At 59.6% G+C, this 15,945-nt stretch carries 17 protein-coding genes and 1 riboswitch; of the genes, 11 read left to right on the top strand and 6 right to left on the bottom strand.

Annotated features, from left to right (window positions below; translation table 11 throughout):
• Nucleotides 1-216 precede the first annotated feature (216 nt).
• The gene (locus NF78_RS08565) at nucleotides 217-1,584 is read left to right on the top strand and encodes an MFS transporter (RefSeq protein WP_035985755.1); all 1,368 of its coding nucleotides are present in this window, start codon (nucleotides 217-219) and stop codon (nucleotides 1,582-1,584) included.
• Between the two features lie 13 nt (nucleotides 1,585-1,597).
• Here the strand turns inward: NF78_RS08565 and NF78_RS08560 are convergent, their stop codons facing one another.
• Complete coding sequence (locus NF78_RS08560) at nucleotides 1,598-3,097, bottom strand: sodium:solute symporter family protein (protein ID WP_035985754.1); 1,500 nt, start codon at nucleotides 3,095-3,097, stop codon at nucleotides 1,598-1,600.
• 93 nt (nucleotides 3,098-3,190) lie between these two features.
• Nucleotides 3,191-3,324, bottom strand: a riboswitch (guanidine-I (ykkC/yxkD leader).
• A gap of 269 nt (nucleotides 3,325-3,593) precedes the next feature.
• On the opposite strand from NF78_RS08560, the gene NF78_RS08555 reads away from it, so the two are divergent.
• From NF78_RS08555 to NF78_RS08545, 3 genes are all read left to right on the top strand, one after another.
• Nucleotides 3,594-4,178 (top strand): DUF981 family protein, encoded by a 585-nt coding sequence (locus tag NF78_RS08555; protein WP_035985753.1) that lies wholly within the window; start codon nucleotides 3,594-3,596, stop codon nucleotides 4,176-4,178.
• 193 nt (nucleotides 4,179-4,371) lie between these two features.
• Nucleotides 4,372-5,034: a class I SAM-dependent methyltransferase gene (locus NF78_RS08550; protein ID WP_035985752.1), complete on the top strand. Its 663-nt coding sequence runs from the start codon at nucleotides 4,372-4,374 to the stop codon at nucleotides 5,032-5,034.
• Nucleotides 5,031-5,294 carry a helix-hairpin-helix domain-containing protein gene (locus tag NF78_RS08545; protein ID WP_035985751.1) on the top strand — a complete coding sequence of 88 codons (264 nt, stop codon included), beginning with the start codon at nucleotides 5,031-5,033 and terminating at the stop codon, nucleotides 5,292-5,294. The genes NF78_RS08550 and NF78_RS08545 overlap by 4 nt, the downstream gene beginning before the upstream one ends.
• 113 nt (nucleotides 5,295-5,407) lie before the next feature.
• On the opposite strand, the gene NF78_RS08540 is transcribed toward NF78_RS08545, so the two are convergent.
• Complete coding sequence (locus NF78_RS08540) at nucleotides 5,408-6,025, bottom strand: SRPBCC family protein (RefSeq protein ID WP_035985750.1); 618 nt, start codon at nucleotides 6,023-6,025, stop codon at nucleotides 5,408-5,410.
• A gap of 106 nt (nucleotides 6,026-6,131) precedes the next feature.
• On the bottom strand, nucleotides 6,132-7,484 hold the full coding sequence (locus NF78_RS28125; RefSeq protein ID WP_052050003.1) for a sensor histidine kinase: 1,353 nt from the start codon (nucleotides 7,482-7,484) through the stop codon (nucleotides 6,132-6,134).
• Between the two features lie 534 nt (nucleotides 7,485-8,018).
• Here NF78_RS28125 and NF78_RS08530 point away from each other — a divergent pair.
• Nucleotides 8,019-9,707: an ATP-binding protein gene (locus tag NF78_RS08530; protein WP_035985749.1), complete on the top strand. Its 1,689-nt coding sequence runs from the start codon at nucleotides 8,019-8,021 to the stop codon at nucleotides 9,705-9,707.
• 10 nt (nucleotides 9,708-9,717) lie between these two features.
• On the opposite strand, the gene smpB is transcribed toward NF78_RS08530, so the two are convergent.
• From smpB to NF78_RS08515, 3 genes are read right to left on the bottom strand one after another with little or no spacing between them, the layout of a single operon-like run.
• Nucleotides 9,718-10,188 carry an SsrA-binding protein SmpB gene (smpB, locus tag NF78_RS08525; RefSeq protein WP_035985748.1) on the bottom strand — a complete coding sequence of 157 codons (471 nt, stop codon included), beginning with the start codon at nucleotides 10,186-10,188 and terminating at the stop codon, nucleotides 9,718-9,720.
• Nucleotides 10,189-10,199: 11 nt separating this feature from the next.
• Nucleotides 10,200-10,466, bottom strand: coding sequence for a YciI family protein (locus tag NF78_RS08520; RefSeq protein WP_035985747.1), 267 nt, complete (start codon nucleotides 10,464-10,466; stop codon nucleotides 10,200-10,202).
• A 35-nt stretch (nucleotides 10,467-10,501) separates the two neighbouring features.
• The gene (locus NF78_RS08515) at nucleotides 10,502-11,902 is read right to left on the bottom strand and encodes a glycosyltransferase (RefSeq protein WP_035985746.1); all 1,401 of its coding nucleotides are present in this window, start codon (nucleotides 11,900-11,902) and stop codon (nucleotides 10,502-10,504) included.
• Nucleotides 11,903-12,194: 292 nt separating this feature from the next.
• On the opposite strand from NF78_RS08515, the gene ebsA reads away from it, so the two are divergent.
• From ebsA to NF78_RS08485, 6 genes are all read left to right on the top strand, one after another.
• Entirely contained in the window at nucleotides 12,195-12,575 is a 381-nt protein-coding gene (gene ebsA / locus NF78_RS08510) for a type IV pilus biogenesis protein EbsA (RefSeq protein ID WP_052050000.1), read from the top strand.
• A gap of 185 nt (nucleotides 12,576-12,760) precedes the next feature.
• Nucleotides 12,761-13,843 carry a phosphotransacetylase family protein gene (locus tag NF78_RS08505; RefSeq protein ID WP_035985745.1) on the top strand — a complete coding sequence of 361 codons (1,083 nt, stop codon included), beginning with the start codon at nucleotides 12,761-12,763 and terminating at the stop codon, nucleotides 13,841-13,843.
• 85 nt (nucleotides 13,844-13,928) lie between these two features.
• The gene (locus tag NF78_RS08500; protein ID WP_225885259.1) at nucleotides 13,929-14,444 is read left to right on the top strand and encodes a DNA recombination-mediator protein A; all 516 of its coding nucleotides are present in this window, start codon (nucleotides 13,929-13,931) and stop codon (nucleotides 14,442-14,444) included.
• 12 nt (nucleotides 14,445-14,456) lie between these two features.
• Nucleotides 14,457-14,873 carry an MAPEG family protein gene (locus tag NF78_RS08495; RefSeq protein WP_225885258.1) on the top strand — a complete coding sequence of 139 codons (417 nt, stop codon included), beginning with the start codon at nucleotides 14,457-14,459 and terminating at the stop codon, nucleotides 14,871-14,873.
• Between the two features lie 32 nt (nucleotides 14,874-14,905).
• Nucleotides 14,906-15,397: a YajQ family cyclic di-GMP-binding protein gene (locus NF78_RS08490; protein ID WP_035985742.1), complete on the top strand. Its 492-nt coding sequence runs from the start codon at nucleotides 14,906-14,908 to the stop codon at nucleotides 15,395-15,397.
• 73 nt (nucleotides 15,398-15,470) lie between these two features.
• Nucleotides 15,471-15,935: a YraN family protein gene (locus NF78_RS08485; protein ID WP_035985741.1), complete on the top strand. Its 465-nt coding sequence runs from the start codon at nucleotides 15,471-15,473 to the stop codon at nucleotides 15,933-15,935.
• The last annotated feature ends 10 nt before the right edge of the window (nucleotides 15,936-15,945 follow it).

The raw sequence follows: 15,945 nt of genomic DNA, 5'->3' as shown, positions 1-15,945 counted from the left end.
CCCAGATGACGTTGCATCTTGCCTCCTATCGAGTTTACATAGGCAGGTGCTGAGTAGCACTGGGGAGTCACATATCCTGGCGGCAACTGATGACTCCTAGCTGCGGCAACCCGTTGTGGTTAGTTCGTTGCGGCAGGGCGCAGGATGTCGGGACGTTGCCAGCGAGCCCGTCGCGGCTGACGCCTGCCACCCCCTGGCGAGATTTGGAGACCCCGTTTGACTTCACCACAGACCAAGCCAGAGCTAAGCTTCTGGCAACTCTGGAATATGAGTATTGGCTTTTTCGGCATTCAGTTCGGCTGGGGGCTGCAAATGGCCAATACCAGCGCCATCTTCGAGCACCTGGGGGCTGATGCCGACCAAATTCCGATTCTGTGGCTGGCAGCCCCGCTCACCGGCCTCATCGTCCAACCCATTATTGGCAACCTTAGCGATAACACCTGGAGCCTATTAGGCCGCCGCCGTCCCTACTTCTTAATTGGAGCCATCTTCGGATCTCTGGCACTGCTGTGGATGCCCAACGCAGGCAACCTGTGGATGGCGGTAGGTTTACTCTGGATTTTGGACACAGCGGCCAATATCAGCATGGAGCCCTTTCGGGCCTTCGTTAGCGATCTGCTCCCGCCCAGGCAGCGCACCAAAGGCTTTGCCATGCAGAGTCTATTTATTGGCCTTGGGGCCGTGCTGGCCGCCGCCCTGCCGTGGTTGTTGTCGAATGTCTTTCACCTGCAGGCCAGTACCGCCAACGACGTCCCATTAGCCGTCAAAATTTCCTTCTACACCGGCGCTGTATTCTTTCTGGGCACCGTTCTGTGGACCGTGATTACCACCGCAGAACGGCCACCGGTCGATATGGAGGCGTTTCGAGCGCAGCAGGAACGGCGACTGGGCATCGGTGCCACCGGCCGAGAAATTTTCACCGCCGTGCGACACATGCCAGCCACCATGCGGCAGTTGGCCTGGGTACAGGCCTTTAGCTGGCTGGGTATGTACTGCGTATTTCTGTACTTTCCCACGGCGGTGGCCCACAACCTGTTTGGCGCAACTGATGAGGCTTCGGCTCTTTACAGTCAGGGGATTGAGTGGGCGGGGATCTGCATTGCCGCCTACAATGCCGTCTGTTTTGGCATGTCGTTTTTGCTGCCCCGGCTGGCGAGGATGACGAGTCGCCCGATCGCCCACGCGCTCTGTCTCACCTGTGGCGGGGTGGGGTTAATTTCCCTCTGGTTTGTGCCGTCGCCCCGCTGGGCGCTGCTGCCCATGCTGGGCTTGGGGGTGGCCTGGTCCAGCCTTTTGTCGTTGCCCTACGCCATGCTGGCGGGGGCGTTGCCTGCCCGCAAAGGCGGCATCTACATGGGCATTTTCAACATGTTTATTGTGCTGCCCGAGATCGTGATCTCGCTAGGGTTGGGGTGGATTATGGCCCATTTGCTCGACAACAACCGTCTGCTGGCGGTGGTGCTGGGCGGGGGCTGTTTCTTGATTGCGGTGCCCCTGACCCTGCGAGTCCAAGAGGCCGTGCCAGAGGTGACCCCCACCGTGGTGCTGCACCCCGACCTGGAGTCTGAGGTGGTTTCAAAGTAGGCCGACGACAGCTTTAGAGCGATCGCACCTCCTCCAGCACCTCAGCCCGCTGGTGTTCAGCTCTGAGCGGTTTGTAGGTCAGCCTCGACACGGCCACAAAGGCCACTAGACCCAGCAGCGGGCTAATCAACGTAGGGAAGCCGTCAAAATCAGCGGTGAACAGGCGGTTGGGAAAGTACAGCAGCGTGTTATCAACCCCAAACATGGTTGGCATGAGGGTAAACATCAGCAGGCGCGACAGCGACCCCACCGCAATACAGGCCAGCGCCCCCTGCCGGGTCGCCTTGGCCCAAAACAGACCGCCAATCAGCGGCACCACCAGCCCGGCAAAGCTCATATCAAAGGCCAGCAGCAGCAGCACCCCGGTTTGGGGTACCCGCAGGCCCAGCACCACCCCCACCACCGTAATAACTACGGCCATGAGGCGGGTGATCAGCAGCAGCCTGTCGCCCCCGGCCCCGTGGGCCGTGGCATGGCGAATGCCCATCACATTGTGGGCCAGCACCGACGAGGTGCCTAAGATCGCGCCGTCGGCGGTAGATAGGGAGGCCGACAAAATTGCTGCCAACACCAGCAGCCCCAGCAGGGGTGGCACGACTTCCCTCAGCAGGGCAAACAGCACCGGTCCATCGGGCACAATGCCCGCCTGGCTGAGAATCCCCCCCGCCCCTAACGCAATAATTGAAAAGGGAATACCAATAATCAGCGTGCCAGCCGAGGCAATCAAGCAGGCCCGCTGGGCCGTTTCTGGGCTTTCGGCAGCAAAGATGCGGGCCATAAAGTCGATCGCCACCATATTGCCAAAGCCCAGGGCAATGATGCTAGCCCAGTTAATCGCCGCCCCAGAACTCACGGCAGTCAGCTGATCCAGCGCGGCTGGCCCCATGCCGGAGTCAATGCTGATGCCAAAGTTGGCTACTACGTAAGCCAACAGAGCCCAGGCCCCCACCAGGGCAATCATCACCTGAATGAAGTCGGTGTAGGCGACCGCAAACAGCCCGCCTGACACCGTGTAGACCAGCACCAGCAGCGCTAGCAGAGTAATGCCGCCGGTATAGCTAGTGCCAAGAAAGTCTTGAAACATGTAGCCCCCAGCCACCAGGTTGCCCGCCAGCAGAAATGAGAAGCTGACGCACATAATGCAGGCGGCCACCAGTTCTACGGTGCGGCCATATTTGACCCGATAGAAGTCGGGGATGGTAATCAGCCCCATACGGTTCATGGGCTTAGCCAAAATCAGTCCGGTCAAAAAGAGGCAGAGGGATAACCCGATGGGTAGCGCCGCCCCGGCCCAAAAGCCAAACTCTGAAGCGAGGTCGGTGTTGCCCAAGGTGGCGTTAGAGTCGACCGACTGCGCCATCAGCGTGGCTGCGGCTAAGGGTAAAGCCAGCCCTCGGCCGGCCACCAAAAAATTGACGCTGTCGCCCTTAATTTGTCTGGAGGCCCACACCCCAATGCCTAGCGTCCCGAGCAAAAAGGCAATGATGCCGTAGGAAAACGCACTATGTTCCATACCGTTAGGCTCCTGACCTAGATTCGTGACTATCGAGCGGAAGATACAAGAAAACCCAGGAGTAAAATGCCAATTCCTATAGAACTGGGCTATTTCTCCCGGGCTTTTATCCCTCCGTGAACCAGGCCACAATCGCCGCCCGGCTGCACCTCTCGGACCAGTCCCCTAGCCAGATCAAGACCTCAAAAAATCTTAGCTGCTAAGTCGGAACCCTAGGTGCTCTACTCTCAAGTTTTCTAAAGGCAATCCATACCTCTGTTTTTGAGTGCTTAGTCTAGAAAGCTCCAAAAACAAAGAACTTTATGCGTGAGCGAATTAACTAGGTTCTATCAACTAGCCATAGGCCAACGAAGTATCTATCACTACGGTTGAGCTGGCTTTATGTCATCGTTTCATCATCTTGAGTGGCGAGGCTAAGGGTTGGGGGGCGATCGCATGTCTATCCCCGCCACCCATGGATCGATAGGATATAAAGCGTTGCATTGGGCCGATTGCCATGTTTATCAACTACATCACCCTCATGCTGATCAATATGTCAGCGGGGCTGGTGCTGCTGGCTGACTTTGTCTACCGCGGACTAGATGGGGCCAATCTGAAACGATGGATCCCGGGCTTTGGACTGGTGGGGGCGATCGCCCTGGTCACCGGTCTGCACATGACCCTAACCTGGCCTGTCCCCGGCAGCTTCAATATCTCCTTTGGCGAAACCACGGTGCTGTTTGGCGGGCTGTACGTGGCGGCGGCGATCGCGATCGCTCAGGGGTGGGATCTGCTTTCGCTGGCGGTCTACGCCTTTTTTGCCGGTCTCACTGCAATTTTGGTGGGCGCGCGTATTGTCAATCTGGGTCAAACCCTGCAACCGCTGGTGGCGGGGCTGGCCTTTCTGCTGACGGGGCTGGGCGGGGTGCTGGCCGCCCCCACCCTGGTGTATCTGCGCAACAACAAAATCTGGCGCACCGTAGGGGCCGTGGTGCTGATCGTGGCGGCGCTGATCTGGGCCGTCATCGGCGTCCGTGCCTACTGGGGCCACCTGGAAGGCTACAGCGAGTGGCAGCCACTGATGATGCGGGGCGAGCCCTAGTACTTCTGCGGCAGAAGTCAGTCAACTGTTCCTGACGCCTGACACCGAACACCTGACAACCCCAGCAACGGTTGTTCTATTTCTGCTAGCCAGTACTAGGGCGTGTCGCGTTCAGGCCGATCGCGCTGCCCGGCCGTAGCCCAAAACTTAATCTTTATTTACAATTAGGGAAGCTCCCACAATCGGCCTCACCATGCTGCTTCCCCCCAACCAGCGCACCAAGCTCGACGAGTCCAGCGACACCTTTTTCTACGATGCCCCCCGCTTCGTCACCCACGTAGACGAGGGCTTCATTCAGCAGCTCACCGAGCTGTACCGCGATCGCCTGGCCCCCAACAGCCGCATTTTTGACATGATGAGCAGCTGGGTTTCCCACCTGCCCAAAGATGTCGCCTTTGAGTGGGTCGAAGGCCACGGTATGAATGCCGAAGAACTGGCCAAGAACCCCCGCCTAGACCACTACTTTGTCCAAAACCTGAACGAAAACCCCAAGCTACCCCTAGCCGATCAATCCTTTGATGCGGTGCTGAATACGGTGTCGGTTCAGTACCTCCAGCAGCCCGAGGTGGTCTTTGCCGAAGTCTACCGCATCCTCAAACCGGGGGGCATCGCCATCATCAGTTTCTCAAACCGGATGTTTTACCAAAAGGCGATCGCCGCCTGGCGCGACGGCAGCGAAACTCGCCGGGTCAACCTGGTTAAGAGCTACTTTGGCTCGGTGCCGGGCTTTGGTACCCCCGAGGTGATTGCCCGCACGCCCAGCGTCCCCACTATTCTGCAAATGCTGGGGATGACTGGCGGCGACCCCTTCTACGCCGTCATCGCCGAGCGCCTGGAGCCGCTGGTGCAGCCATGACCGACCTCACTGACATTCCCGGCATTGGCAAAACCTTTGCTCGCGACTTTGCCCGCATCGGGATTTGGTCTCAGCTCGACCTGGTGGGCCAAGGGGCTGAGGATCTCTTTCAGCAACTGGTGGCGGCCAACGAGCGAGAGCGCCATAAAACCAGCAAAAACTACCTCTACGTTATGCGGATGGCGATTTACTATGCCGAGGGCGGCCGCGATCCCGAGCGGCTCAAGTGGCACGCCTGGAAGGATCCAGTCTCATCGTAGATGGGTAAATGCTTCTCTCCTGGGAAACCAGACCCAAACCAGTCCCCCCCCCCTCGGAGTCATTCTTATTCACAGCAAGGCGCGACAGGAGCACCGAGGGCAGTCCTGATTGCTCAAGCCCCAAAGACAACGGCGGTGCGATCGCTAATCGCTTTTAAATTGCGGGTCAGGTCGTGGCGAATGTGCCGCTCGATCAGGCCGACCGGCATGGCACGGGGTGGCCGAAGCGTCAGGTCGTAGCCCAGGCGAATCACCTCTCCCTGGCCATCCGCTACGGGCTCCAGCGTCCAGCGCCCTTCAAACTGGCGAAAGTCACCTTCTACCATCGAGAAGCGCAGTTCTCGGGGAAAAGCCTCGACCATGTCGAGCACGACGCGGGCGCAAAACTTGATGTTGAGAAAACACTGGGAACCGATTTGCTCCAGGCGAATCCCGCCCTCTGGGTGGTGGAGCCGCTGACTCAAGGACAGGTTGGGAATGAAGCTAGACAGATTGTCGTAGTCGGTCAGAACTTGCCAGATCTGCTCAGCGGTAAAGGGAATATCGGTGGAGGCAACGATGCGCCGCTGTTGACCCTCCAGCTTCTGGGTCTGAATAGCCACCCCTGATTCCAACAGCGGGCCGAGCTCAAGCCCGGTTGCCAGTTCAGAGTCCAGGCCTACCTCGGTCGGCTCGGCAATGCCCCAAGCTGCCGCGTCAAGGTTAGTGGTGTCAGGAACGTTTGCAGTCATGGGTAAAAACTAGCCGATAACGGTGCAGTTTAGCCAGGCCACCACGCCTGTGCCCAGAATACCAGCAAAGTTTGCCGGTGCGGTGTTGATCCGGTGAAGTATGGCTCTACTCACCGGGAGTGACCTCGCCATGGGGTTTGAACTCAAGGGTAAAACAAGTCTGCCAGAGCTGAGAAGCATCGCTGGGCTGACTTGACACGGTAATGGTGCCCCCCAGTTGCTCCACCAACCCACGCACCAGAGCCAGTCCGGTACCGGTCCCCGCAATGCCCTCCCTGGTGGCGCTGTGCCCACGCCGAAACTTGTCAAACACATGGGGCAGGTCAGCGGCCTCAATGGCCATGCCCCAATTGGTGACCTGTAGGACGATTCCACGGCCTGGAGCCGGAGAGGCCGCCAGGGACAGGGTGACGGTGGTTGCCGGGGCCGAGTATTTGCAGGCATTGTCCAACAACTCTCGCAGTACCTTGGTCAGCTGCTGTAGATCGGTGGATAGCACCACCGGGCTAGACGGTCGCTGCACGTCCAGGGTTAGCTGAGCCTGCTGTAGATTTTCCCTCACCTGCTCCGCCAAATCGATCAACAGCTGCCCCAGGTCCGTAGGCTGACGATGGGTCGATGCCGCCTTGGATTCCAGGGTTTGCAGCATTAGCAGATCGTTGACCAGATTGATTTCGCGGCTGCACTGCTGCTCCAAAATGTCGAGATACATGGCCGCCCGCTCTGGGGTGAGGTCCGGGCGGCGCAGCATGCGAATGGCCAGCATCATGCTGGTCAGGGGCGTGCGTAACTCGTGGTTGAGGGTGCTGAGAAAGTCTTCTTTCAGGTAGTTGAGGTAGCGCAGTTGCTCGGTTTGGCGCACCGCCTGCCCCTGCAAGTAGTGCTGGTGGAAGGCGATCGCGCCCAGGCTGGCCAGATTGGCCTGGACCCCAGGATCCACTGCGGTTGCCCCGCTGCCCAGCAGTAGAATGGCTCCCTGCAGGCCTGAGCCATCGACGGCGATCGCGGTACAGGCGGTGACAGTGCGCAGCCAAGCCGGGGGGCCGTCTTCATCCCGCAGCAGCGCCGCCAGGCCCTTTTGCCAGCGCGGACGAACCCCAGTCATCGTCTGCTCAATTGTCTGCTGAATTAAGCCCAGCACTACGCGACGCTGCCAGTCTGTGGCCGACCCTGCCTCCGCAGGCCCAAGATACTGGCTGGTAGGCTCCTCGTCCCGATGCCAGCAGGTGTAGATCAGATGGTTGCTACTGGGATAGTGACAGAGCAGCAGGCAGGCCCCAACCCCCAAATGAGTACCCAGGACCTCAGCCAGAGTTGGCAGGGGATTGGGGTCATTGAGGGTGGCGGCCAGGGCGTGAACCAGGGGCCACGTTTCCCGGACATCGCCACCGGGTAAGGCGGATAAGCCACCCTCCGGGGAGCGGACCTGAAACAGCACTGGCGAAGTTTCCGATGCCATGGACAACCATCAACGATATGTTCCTGACCGCCTGAGCTGGAGGTGGAGCTGAGCTACTCCGGACTCCGCCTCCAACTTCCCCTAGCCTATCTACTCGCTCGCGAGGCAGTATCCGTGAATTCGCCAATTTTTCTCTCGTCCCAACTTTCAAAAGATCCGCAATCTCCGTCCGCCGCTCCTGGCTGTTTGTGAGGTCGGGTAGAGCCACGCTCCGACACCAGATGCCCTCACCCAGCCGCTGCACTGGTTTGGCTGACCGGTCTAGCCAAACTTGCTTTACAGATTGATGGGTTGCCTTTACCCTTATCATCAGCAGGACATTAGTATTAATGCAGCCAGCATCCGGCACCGGGCTGGGGGGCGCATCAATTGGCCCCTGATCGCCTACTGATCGCCTGGGGCGCAACGGTCGCAGCCCTTAGCCTGGTTTTGGGGCGGCCTGGCAACGCCGACGGTCAAAATTTTTTGACTGGGGTTAATGACAGGCCCCAGACCACTGACTAAACTGACAGCAAATTCTCGAGCGGAGTTGCGATGGCACGGTCACCTCAATCCTTAGATTCTCCAGTTATTGGCACGGTCAAGGGTCCCGGAGAAAACGGTAACCAGTACGTGTTCATTACCGCCGACAACAGTCAGGTCAAAATTGGCGAGTTTGTCTACTACACCGTCGATCTGACCGACATGCCCAAGGCCCAAATCTTGGGCAAGATTTCTGACCGTCGCCTGATCGACCACCTGCCCGATCGCATTTTTGCCGATCCCGACATCGATCCTGAGGCGATCGCCGCGCTAGTCGGCTTTGCCCACCCCAACCCAGAAATCTATGAGGTCACCGTCGATGTGGTGGGCCACTTTCACCCCGCCCTCGGCTTTATGAACCCGCGCATTTCCCCTGATCCTGGAGCCAAAGTCACCCTGGCCGACGACGACAGCCTGCGCCAGATTATCAACAAAAAGCAGCCCCAGGAGGTCGGCTCGGCCCATATCGGCTCGCTGCTGCTGCGCCCCGGCGGTCGAGTGCCCGTGGCCCTGGACGTGAAAGAGTTGGTCAGTACCCACATGGCCATTCTGGCGGGCACCGGCTCGGGCAAAAGTTATACAGCAGGGGTGCTAATCGAGGAGTTGCTCAGCCCCTACAACCGGGCAGCCGTCTTAATTTTTGACCCCCACGGTGAGTACGGTACCCTGACCGACATGCGCGGGCACGCCAGCTTCGCGACCGCCGATGGCTACAGCCCCGAGGTCAAAATCCTCACCCCCGACGACATTCGGATTCGGATGTCGTCGCTGGACTACTACGACATCCTGACGCTCTTGCCGGATATGAGCGATCGCCAGCAGGCCATTCTCAACAAAGCGTTTAGCCTGCTGGGCAAGCACAAGTTTGGTGAGCACCGCTGGGATGTACAAGATCTGATCTCCGCCTGCTACGAGTCAGACCGCACCACCGACGACGAAGGCAATGAAAAAACCGGATCCTCGGCCCCGGCGCTGGAGTGGAAACTGGGTAAACTGGAGCGATCGGACTATTTTCATCGGGTGCAGCACCTGGCCCCCCGCGATCTCTTTGCCCCTGGACAGGTGACCGTGCTGCAAATGAACGAGATCAGCCAGGAAGAACAGCAGGTGATCTGCGCCGCTGTGCTGCGCCAGAGCTACCAGGCCCGCATGAACACGGCCAAGGACAAAATCACCGCCGAAGACGAAAACTACCTGCCCTACCCGGTGTTCATCCTGATTGAAGAGGCTCACCGCTTTGCCCCCGCCCACGAACCGGCCCGCTGCAAGCAGATTTTGCGCACCATTTTGAGCGAGGGCCGCAAGTTTGGCATGGGGGTGGGGCTGATCACCCAGCGCCCGGGTAAGCTCGACTCCGACGTGCTCAGCCAGTGCATGAGCCAGTTTCTAATGCGCATTGTCAACCCCGTAGACCAGGACAGCCTCAAGTACGGCGTCGAGGCCGCCGGGCGTGACCTCCTACAGGAACTGCCCTCCCTGACTAAAGGCCAGGTGATTGTGTCGGGGGCCTGCGTCAATACTCCGGTGCTGTGCCAGGTACGCCAACGGCTGACCAAGCACGGCGGCGAAACGATGAATGCCCCCGAAGCCTGGATGAGCCACTTTCAGACGCACCACCAGCAGGCCCGCAAACTCGAAAAAGCCGCTCCCGCCAGGGCCGGGAAAAAGGCCGAAACCTTCGGCGGGGTCAGTATTGAGTAAAGCTGAGCAACTAGCCCCGACCGCTGAGCGCCCGGGCCGTTTCGCGGCTCTCCTGCTTGCGTTTGAGGCTTTCGCGCTTGTCGTGGAGCTTTTTGCCCCGAGCCAGGGCAATGGTCGCCTTCACCCAGCCTCGCTGCAGGTAAAGCTTGAGGGGCACCAGCGTCAGGCCCTTTTGCTCCACTTTGCCGATTAGCTTGCGAATTTCGTCGCGGTGCAGCAGCAGCTTGCGGGTGCGCTTGGCGTCGTGGTTATAGGCCTTGTTGGTCATGGTGTAGGGGGAGATGTGCACGTTGTGCAGCCACAGCTCCCCGTCTTTGATTGAGGCATAGCCGTCGCGGAGGTTGACCTTGCCCTGGCGAATCGACTTCACCTCCGAGCCCATCAGCTCCAGACCGGCTTCGTAGGTCTCTAAAATTTCGTACTCGTGGCGAGCCTGGCGGTTGTCGCTGACTACCTTGTACCCGTCGCTAGAATCAGCCACAGCATGTCCTCCTACTCCACAACCACCCGCCATTCATGCAGCTCGTAATCGACGCAGTGGTTTTGAATCAGCGGGTCGGCGGCTACAATGGCGCGGGCTTCATCCAGCGAACTGGCCTGAAACAACAGCATACCACCCCCAAACTCAGCCCAATAGCCGCTCCTGGCGGCGTGGCCTTTGGCAATCAGATCTTTGACGTAGGCCACGTGGGCGGGCACAAACTGGTCAAAAATAGCTTTGTTGACCACGCCTTTCTCAATTTTAACGAACCAGGGCATAGGGGGCGATCGCGGAGCAGCCAGACAGAACGTATCTAGGATAGATCAACCTGAATGTCCTCTTCACTGCCCAGGTGTGTGGTTTTGACCCAGCGCAGTCGTTTGGGCCGCACCGCCAGCCGCATCGTCATGGTGGCAATCACCAGCAGCCAGTGCAGCATGTAGAGATTGCCCCACAGCGTTTGCAGGCCGCTCACCCACAGGGCCTGCTGCCGGGTGCGCCGTAGCCCGCAGAACATGCCCACCATCGACAGGGTCAGGGCCAGACTGGACACCGGCAAAAACAGCGGCAGCCGGTGGCGCAGCACCGCCATCACAAAGTCAGGCAAAGCCACCGTGGGCAGGCCGTACTGAATCATCCAGAAGGCGGCCATATCAAAGGTTTTGACCGGGGCCAGCCGGGGTTGGGCTATCAGCCGCCAGTAGTCGAGGTAGCGCTGATACCCCCCTTCTGCCCAGCGGTTGCGCTGGTGCCACAGCCCCAGGGGCCGCTCGACCCCCTCTTCGCCCACCGCCGGGTGCAGCAAAAACTGGATATCCCAGCCGCCAAAGTGCAGACGCAGGGTTAGATCCAAGTCGTCGGTGATGGTCTCCTCGTTCCAGCCGCCGCACTGGGCCAGGGCTACCCGCCGCACAAACTGGCCGTTGCCCCGCAGCTCACCAATGCCGCCCAGGCTGATCCGCTGCTGCTGAAAGTAGCTGTCGAGGGCCATCTCAGCCTGCTGCCCCCGAGTCCACAGGTTTTTGGCCCGGTTGACCACTGCTTTTTGCACCTGCACGGCCCCCACCTCCGAGGGGTCAAACATCGGCACCACGTGGCGCAACAGGTCCCTCGGCACCCGGGCATCGGCGTCAAAAACGCCGATGATGTCGCCCTGGGTATCGGGCCAGACCTGGTTCAGCGCCCCCGACTTGCCGCCCGTGGCTCCGGCGCTGCGGCACAGCACCCGCAGTTGGGGGTAGCGATCGCGGAGGGTCTGTAGGCGGCGGGCGGTGCCGTCGGTGCTGTTGTCGTCAATGATCCACACCTCGTAGCGGCTGGCGGGGTAGTCGAGCTGACACAGGGCCGCCACCAGGGGTTCAATCACAGCCTCTTCGTTCTTGGCGGCCACCAGCAAGGACACGTAGGGCCAGGTCTCTTTGGCCTCGGGCATCGCCACCCCAGGGAGCGAGGCCGGGGGGAGAGGCGCTGGAGGCCGCCCTGGTCGAGTCAGCAAAATTCGCAGGGCGTGGGTGGTCAGGAGGGCCGTTAAGCCGAGCACTAGCCAGCTGCCCCAGGACACCAGGTGCAGCACCACGGTAGTCCCCCACAACAGGCTCAGGGTCAGCGCCGCCTTTGAGCGACGGCCAGAGAACCCTGGGAAGTCTTCCATCTCGAGTTCATCAACGGGAGTAAAAAAACGTCCGGCAGCAAAGCGTTCGGGAGTATCAGCCATGAACTCAGGTTAGCAAGCACGACAAAACGGCAATGGCCAGGTTGCCCTGCCCAGGGAAAATTACCTTAACCCCAAACATGCCCCCGGCCTAGGTCTATCATCCCCGATTTTGCGAGAAAATTTCAGTGATACCCCTGGTACCCTCATGGGGAATGCTAACGATGTCGAAGGAATCATCGGTCAGTCAGCAGACTGTGGGTATCTAGTATCTTAAGCACCTAAACCCGATGATCGCCGCCATCACCGTTTTTTGAAGCATCGTTTGTTAGAACTCGACCTAAAGGCCAGACCCATGAGTTTGACGTTTGAGGCAATTCAGCCAGCAGGCAAGCAGGACATCAGCGTTTACATGCCCTACTACCAGGGCAGTAAGCGCAATGCGCTGCCCTACGCCATTTCTCTGTACAAGCAGGGCAATCTGGAGGGCGAGCGTCAGATTGAGGGAGGGGACAGCATCGCCTTTGTGGCCACCTGGAATGTCTCGGTGCTGCCCGCTGATCTGACCCGGTGCCGCATGCAGTTCGACGGCGATAGCGATCTGAGCTACGAGATCACGATGGCCACCTTTGAATTTGTAGACTTTTTATTTGATGTGATTGTGGCGCTGCGCCAAAAGCGAGCGGCGGACTTTTCCCAGGGGTTTTATCGCAAGCTTCTGCGGCTGGACGATTAGGTTAGGTCGTTTCAGAGCAGCTGGGCCACGGGTTTGGCAACGGTCTGACGCCGACATCCGCTAAAGTGGCAGAATGAGTATGGCACTGTACCTATCGGCATCAGCCAGGCGATGCTGGGCTGCTCTATGGCGGCAATGCCTGGTCGCTTAAGCACAGTGCTTTGCCCCCATGGAGGAGTTGCAGCGTGCCCAGTTCAGCAAAGCGTCTAGTGATTGGTTCAACCGAGTCCTACAGCGGTAAGTCAGCGGTGTTACTGGGCGTTGGGCTCCAACTTCAGGCCACCGGCCTGGACATTGGGTTTGGTAAACCCATGGGCAGTTCCACTGGCCAGGACGAAACCGATCCCGATCTCGATTTTATTGTTGAAACGCTGCACTTGCCGGCAACCCGGTTTTATCCGCCGTCAATTTCCCTGATCGAAGCGGCGGTGGCCGATCGCCTGACCACGGCAGGCCAGGCCCCAACCCACTACAGTCTGGAAAGCTACACCGAACACCGCGGCGAAGACCTGCTGCTGCTGGAGGGGCCGGGCAACCTGACCGAAGGCACCCTGCTGAACCTGTCGGTGGCCCACATTGCGGCCGACATCGATGCGGTGGTGCTGCTGGTTACCCGCTACGACTCGCTGCTGCTGGTCGATCGCCTGCTGGCGGCCAAGGCTCAGCTGGGGGCGCGCCTAATCGGGGTGATTGTCAACGACATTCCTGCCGATGCCGCCGCCGCCTGTGCCGAGATGGCCCGTCCCTTTTTGGAGAGTCAGGGCATTCCGGTACTGGCGCTGCTGCCGCGATCGCCGATTATGCGCAGCGTGACGGTTCGTGAGATTGTGGCCCGTCTCAACGCCGAGGTGCTCTGCTGCCCCAACCGCCTGGATCTGATGGTTGAGACCCTGACCATCGGGGCGATGAACGTCAACTCGGCCCTGCGGTACTTCCGCAAAGCCACCAATATGGCGGTGGTGACCGGGGGCGATCGCACCGATATTCAGTTTGCGGCCCTGGAGACCTCCACCCAGTGCCTGGTGCTGACCGGCCAGATTCCTCCCTCCCCGGAAATTTTAGAGCGGGCTTCCGATTTAGAAGTGCCGATCGTCTCGGTGGACTCCGATACCCTGTCTACTGTCGAGCGTATCGACGAACTGTTTGGCCAGGTACGCCTGCACGAGCCGATCAAAGTACGCTGCATTCAAGACCTGATCGCCACCCACTTTGACATGGACCGGCTGCTGCAGTTGCTGGACCTCAAGCTGCCGGTGTCGGCCAGCTAGGTAGGCCTGGGGGCGGGGTTTCCTGTAGCCGTACCCTCACCTTCTGATACAATTAAGCGCGTTATTCTCGCATTCGGTGCAGCCTTTGAGTCAGTCCATAGAAGCGTCGCTCGAATCCGCTAAAGTCGACACGTTTTTGCAGGAGCTCGCGGCTATTCAGCAGTCGGGTTCTAAGCGGGTGGCCATTTTGGGGTCGCGCCATGTGCCTATCACTCACCAGCAGCTGATTGAGCTGATGACCTACGCCCTGGCTTTGGGAGGCAACCGCATTATTACCTCCGGGGCCACCGGCACCAACGCCGCCGCCATCAAAGGGGCGATGCAGGCTGACCCCAATTTGCTGACGGTAATTTTGCCCCAGAGTCTGGCCCGCCAGCCCCGCGAGTCGCGGGATCAGCTGGACCAGGTGATGCACCTGGTGGAAAACCCCGCCAACGACTCCATGTCCCTGGCCGATGCCAGCGCCCTGTGCAACCAGGAGATTATCTCCCGCTGTCAGCAGCTGGTGTGCTTTGCGTTCCACGACAGCCACACCCTGCTCAAAACCTGCCAGGATGCCGAGGACCAGCGCAAAATTGTCACGCTGTTTTACTTCGACTAGGGCAGGGGTGGTATGACCAGGCTTTTGACCATGCCCGGCTTTTTGCTGGTCAGCATTGGGCTGGCGGCGCTGCTGGTGTACCTGCCCTTTCTGGCGGTGGGCTACGGGCGGTTTGCGGTGGGCTACGATCGTGAAGCCCCAAGGGCCATGTTGCCCAAGCTGCCCCCCTACGCCCAGCGGGCCACCTGGGCCCACGAGAATGCTTTTGAGTCGATTATTTTGTACGCTCCGGCGGCGCTGATGGCCTACGTCACCAATCAGCAGTCGGATCTGGCTCTGGGGGCCGCGATCACTTACCTGGTCGCCCGCACCCTGTACCCGGCGGCCTACATTCTCAACCTGCCGAACGGGCGATCGCTGATGTTTGCCGTCGCCAACCTGAGCACGTTTACCCTCTATTTCTTGAGCTGTCGGTCGGCCTTGATGTAGTCTGTTGGTGCGCAGATACTCGATATTGCCCTATGGCTTCTAGTTATTCCTTTGATATCGTCAGCGATTTTGATCGCCAGGAGCTGGTCAACGCCCTCGACCAAACTCGACGGGATGTGTCCAGCCGCTACGACCTCAAGGATACGAAGACCACCCTTGAGCTGAGCGACAGCACGATTACCATTGAAACCGCCAGCGACATGACCCTGGATGCGGTGAAGGATCTGCTGCACCAGAAGGCGGCCAAGCGCAATCTGTCCCTGAAGATTTTTGACTACGGCGATGTGGAAGCCGCCAGCGGTACCCGCGTCCGCCAAACGGTGACCCTCAAAAAGGGCATTGAGCAGGAGATGAGCAAGCAGATCACCAAACTGATTCGCGACAACCTCAAGAAGGTGACCGCCGCCATTCAGGGCGATGCGGTACGGGTGACCGGCAAGTCTAAGGACGACCTCCAGCAGGCGATGCAGCTGGTGAAGCAAGAGGACTGGCCGGTGGCGGTGCAGTTCACCAACTACCGCTGAGTCGGCTTCGGGCAGTTAAGCGCGATCGCCCCCGTTTGGGCAGGCTAAGGGCAGCCATCTGCCGGAGCCACCTATGTCCGCCGACCTCAGCAAAACCGAACTTGGCACCCTGGGCGAAACCCTGGTGGCCAACTGGCTGCAAACCCAGGGCTGGCAACTGTGCGATCGCCAGTGGCACTGCCGCTGGGGCGAGCTCGATCTGATCATGGCCAAGGGGCCCGCCAATGGCGATGGTCAGCTGGCTTTTGTGGAGGTCAAAACTCGCAGCCAGGGCAACTGGGATGCCTACGGCCTGATGGCGATTACCCGCAGCAAGCAGGCCAAGCTGTGGAAGGCGGCACAGCTGTACTTGCTCAAGCACTCCCAGTGGAGCGAGGCTACCTGTCGCTTTGATGTGGCTCTGGTGGCCTGTCACCGGCAGCGGGGCGATCGCCCCCCGGCTACCGCCCATCCCAATCGCCAGATGAGGCTAGACGATCGCCATTACCTGGTGCTGCAAGACTATATTGACCACGCCTTTGACCTGGTCAGTGGGTAGGCCGAGCCAC

Origin of the sequence: Leptolyngbya sp. KIOST-1 (assembly GCF_000763385.1) — a bacterium.
Lineage (GTDB): Bacteria > Cyanobacteriota > Cyanobacteriia > Phormidesmidales > Phormidesmidaceae > Nodosilinea.
The sequence above is the reverse complement of the archived record's forward strand: the minus strand, read 5'-3'. Positions and strand labels throughout refer to the sequence as shown.

Excerpts from the sequence above, each read along its gene's own strand:
- NF78_RS08540 (WP_035985750.1), bottom strand. The coding sequence starts at position 6,025 with ATGACTGCAAACGTTCCTGACACCACTAACCTTGACGCGGCAGCTTGG.
- NF78_RS08550 (WP_035985752.1), top strand. The coding sequence starts at position 4,372 with ATGCTGCTTCCCCCCAACCAGCGCACCAAGCTCGACGAGTCCAGCGAC.
- NF78_RS08555 (WP_035985753.1), top strand. The coding sequence starts at position 3,594 with ATGTTTATCAACTACATCACCCTCATGCTGATCAATATGTCAGCGGGG.
- NF78_RS08485 (WP_035985741.1), top strand. The coding sequence starts at position 15,471 with ATGTCCGCCGACCTCAGCAAAACCGAACTTGGCACCCTGGGCGAAACC.
- NF78_RS28125 (WP_052050003.1), bottom strand. The coding sequence starts at position 7,484 with ATGGCATCGGAAACTTCGCCAGTGCTGTTTCAGGTCCGCTCCCCGGAG.
- NF78_RS08560 (WP_035985754.1), bottom strand. The coding sequence starts at position 3,097 with ATGGAACATAGTGCGTTTTCCTACGGCATCATTGCCTTTTTGCTCGGG.
- NF78_RS08545 (WP_035985751.1), top strand. The coding sequence starts at position 5,031 with ATGACCGACCTCACTGACATTCCCGGCATTGGCAAAACCTTTGCTCGC.
- NF78_RS08495 (WP_225885258.1), top strand. The coding sequence starts at position 14,457 with ATGACCAGGCTTTTGACCATGCCCGGCTTTTTGCTGGTCAGCATTGGG.
- NF78_RS08490 (WP_035985742.1), top strand. The coding sequence starts at position 14,906 with ATGGCTTCTAGTTATTCCTTTGATATCGTCAGCGATTTTGATCGCCAG.
- ebsA (WP_052050000.1), top strand. The coding sequence starts at position 12,195 with ATGAGTTTGACGTTTGAGGCAATTCAGCCAGCAGGCAAGCAGGACATC.
- NF78_RS08520 (WP_035985747.1), bottom strand. The coding sequence starts at position 10,466 with ATGCCCTGGTTCGTTAAAATTGAGAAAGGCGTGGTCAACAAAGCTATT.
- NF78_RS08530 (WP_035985749.1), top strand. The coding sequence starts at position 8,019 with ATGGCACGGTCACCTCAATCCTTAGATTCTCCAGTTATTGGCACGGTC.
- NF78_RS08515 (WP_035985746.1), bottom strand. The coding sequence starts at position 11,902 with ATGGCTGATACTCCCGAACGCTTTGCTGCCGGACGTTTTTTTACTCCC.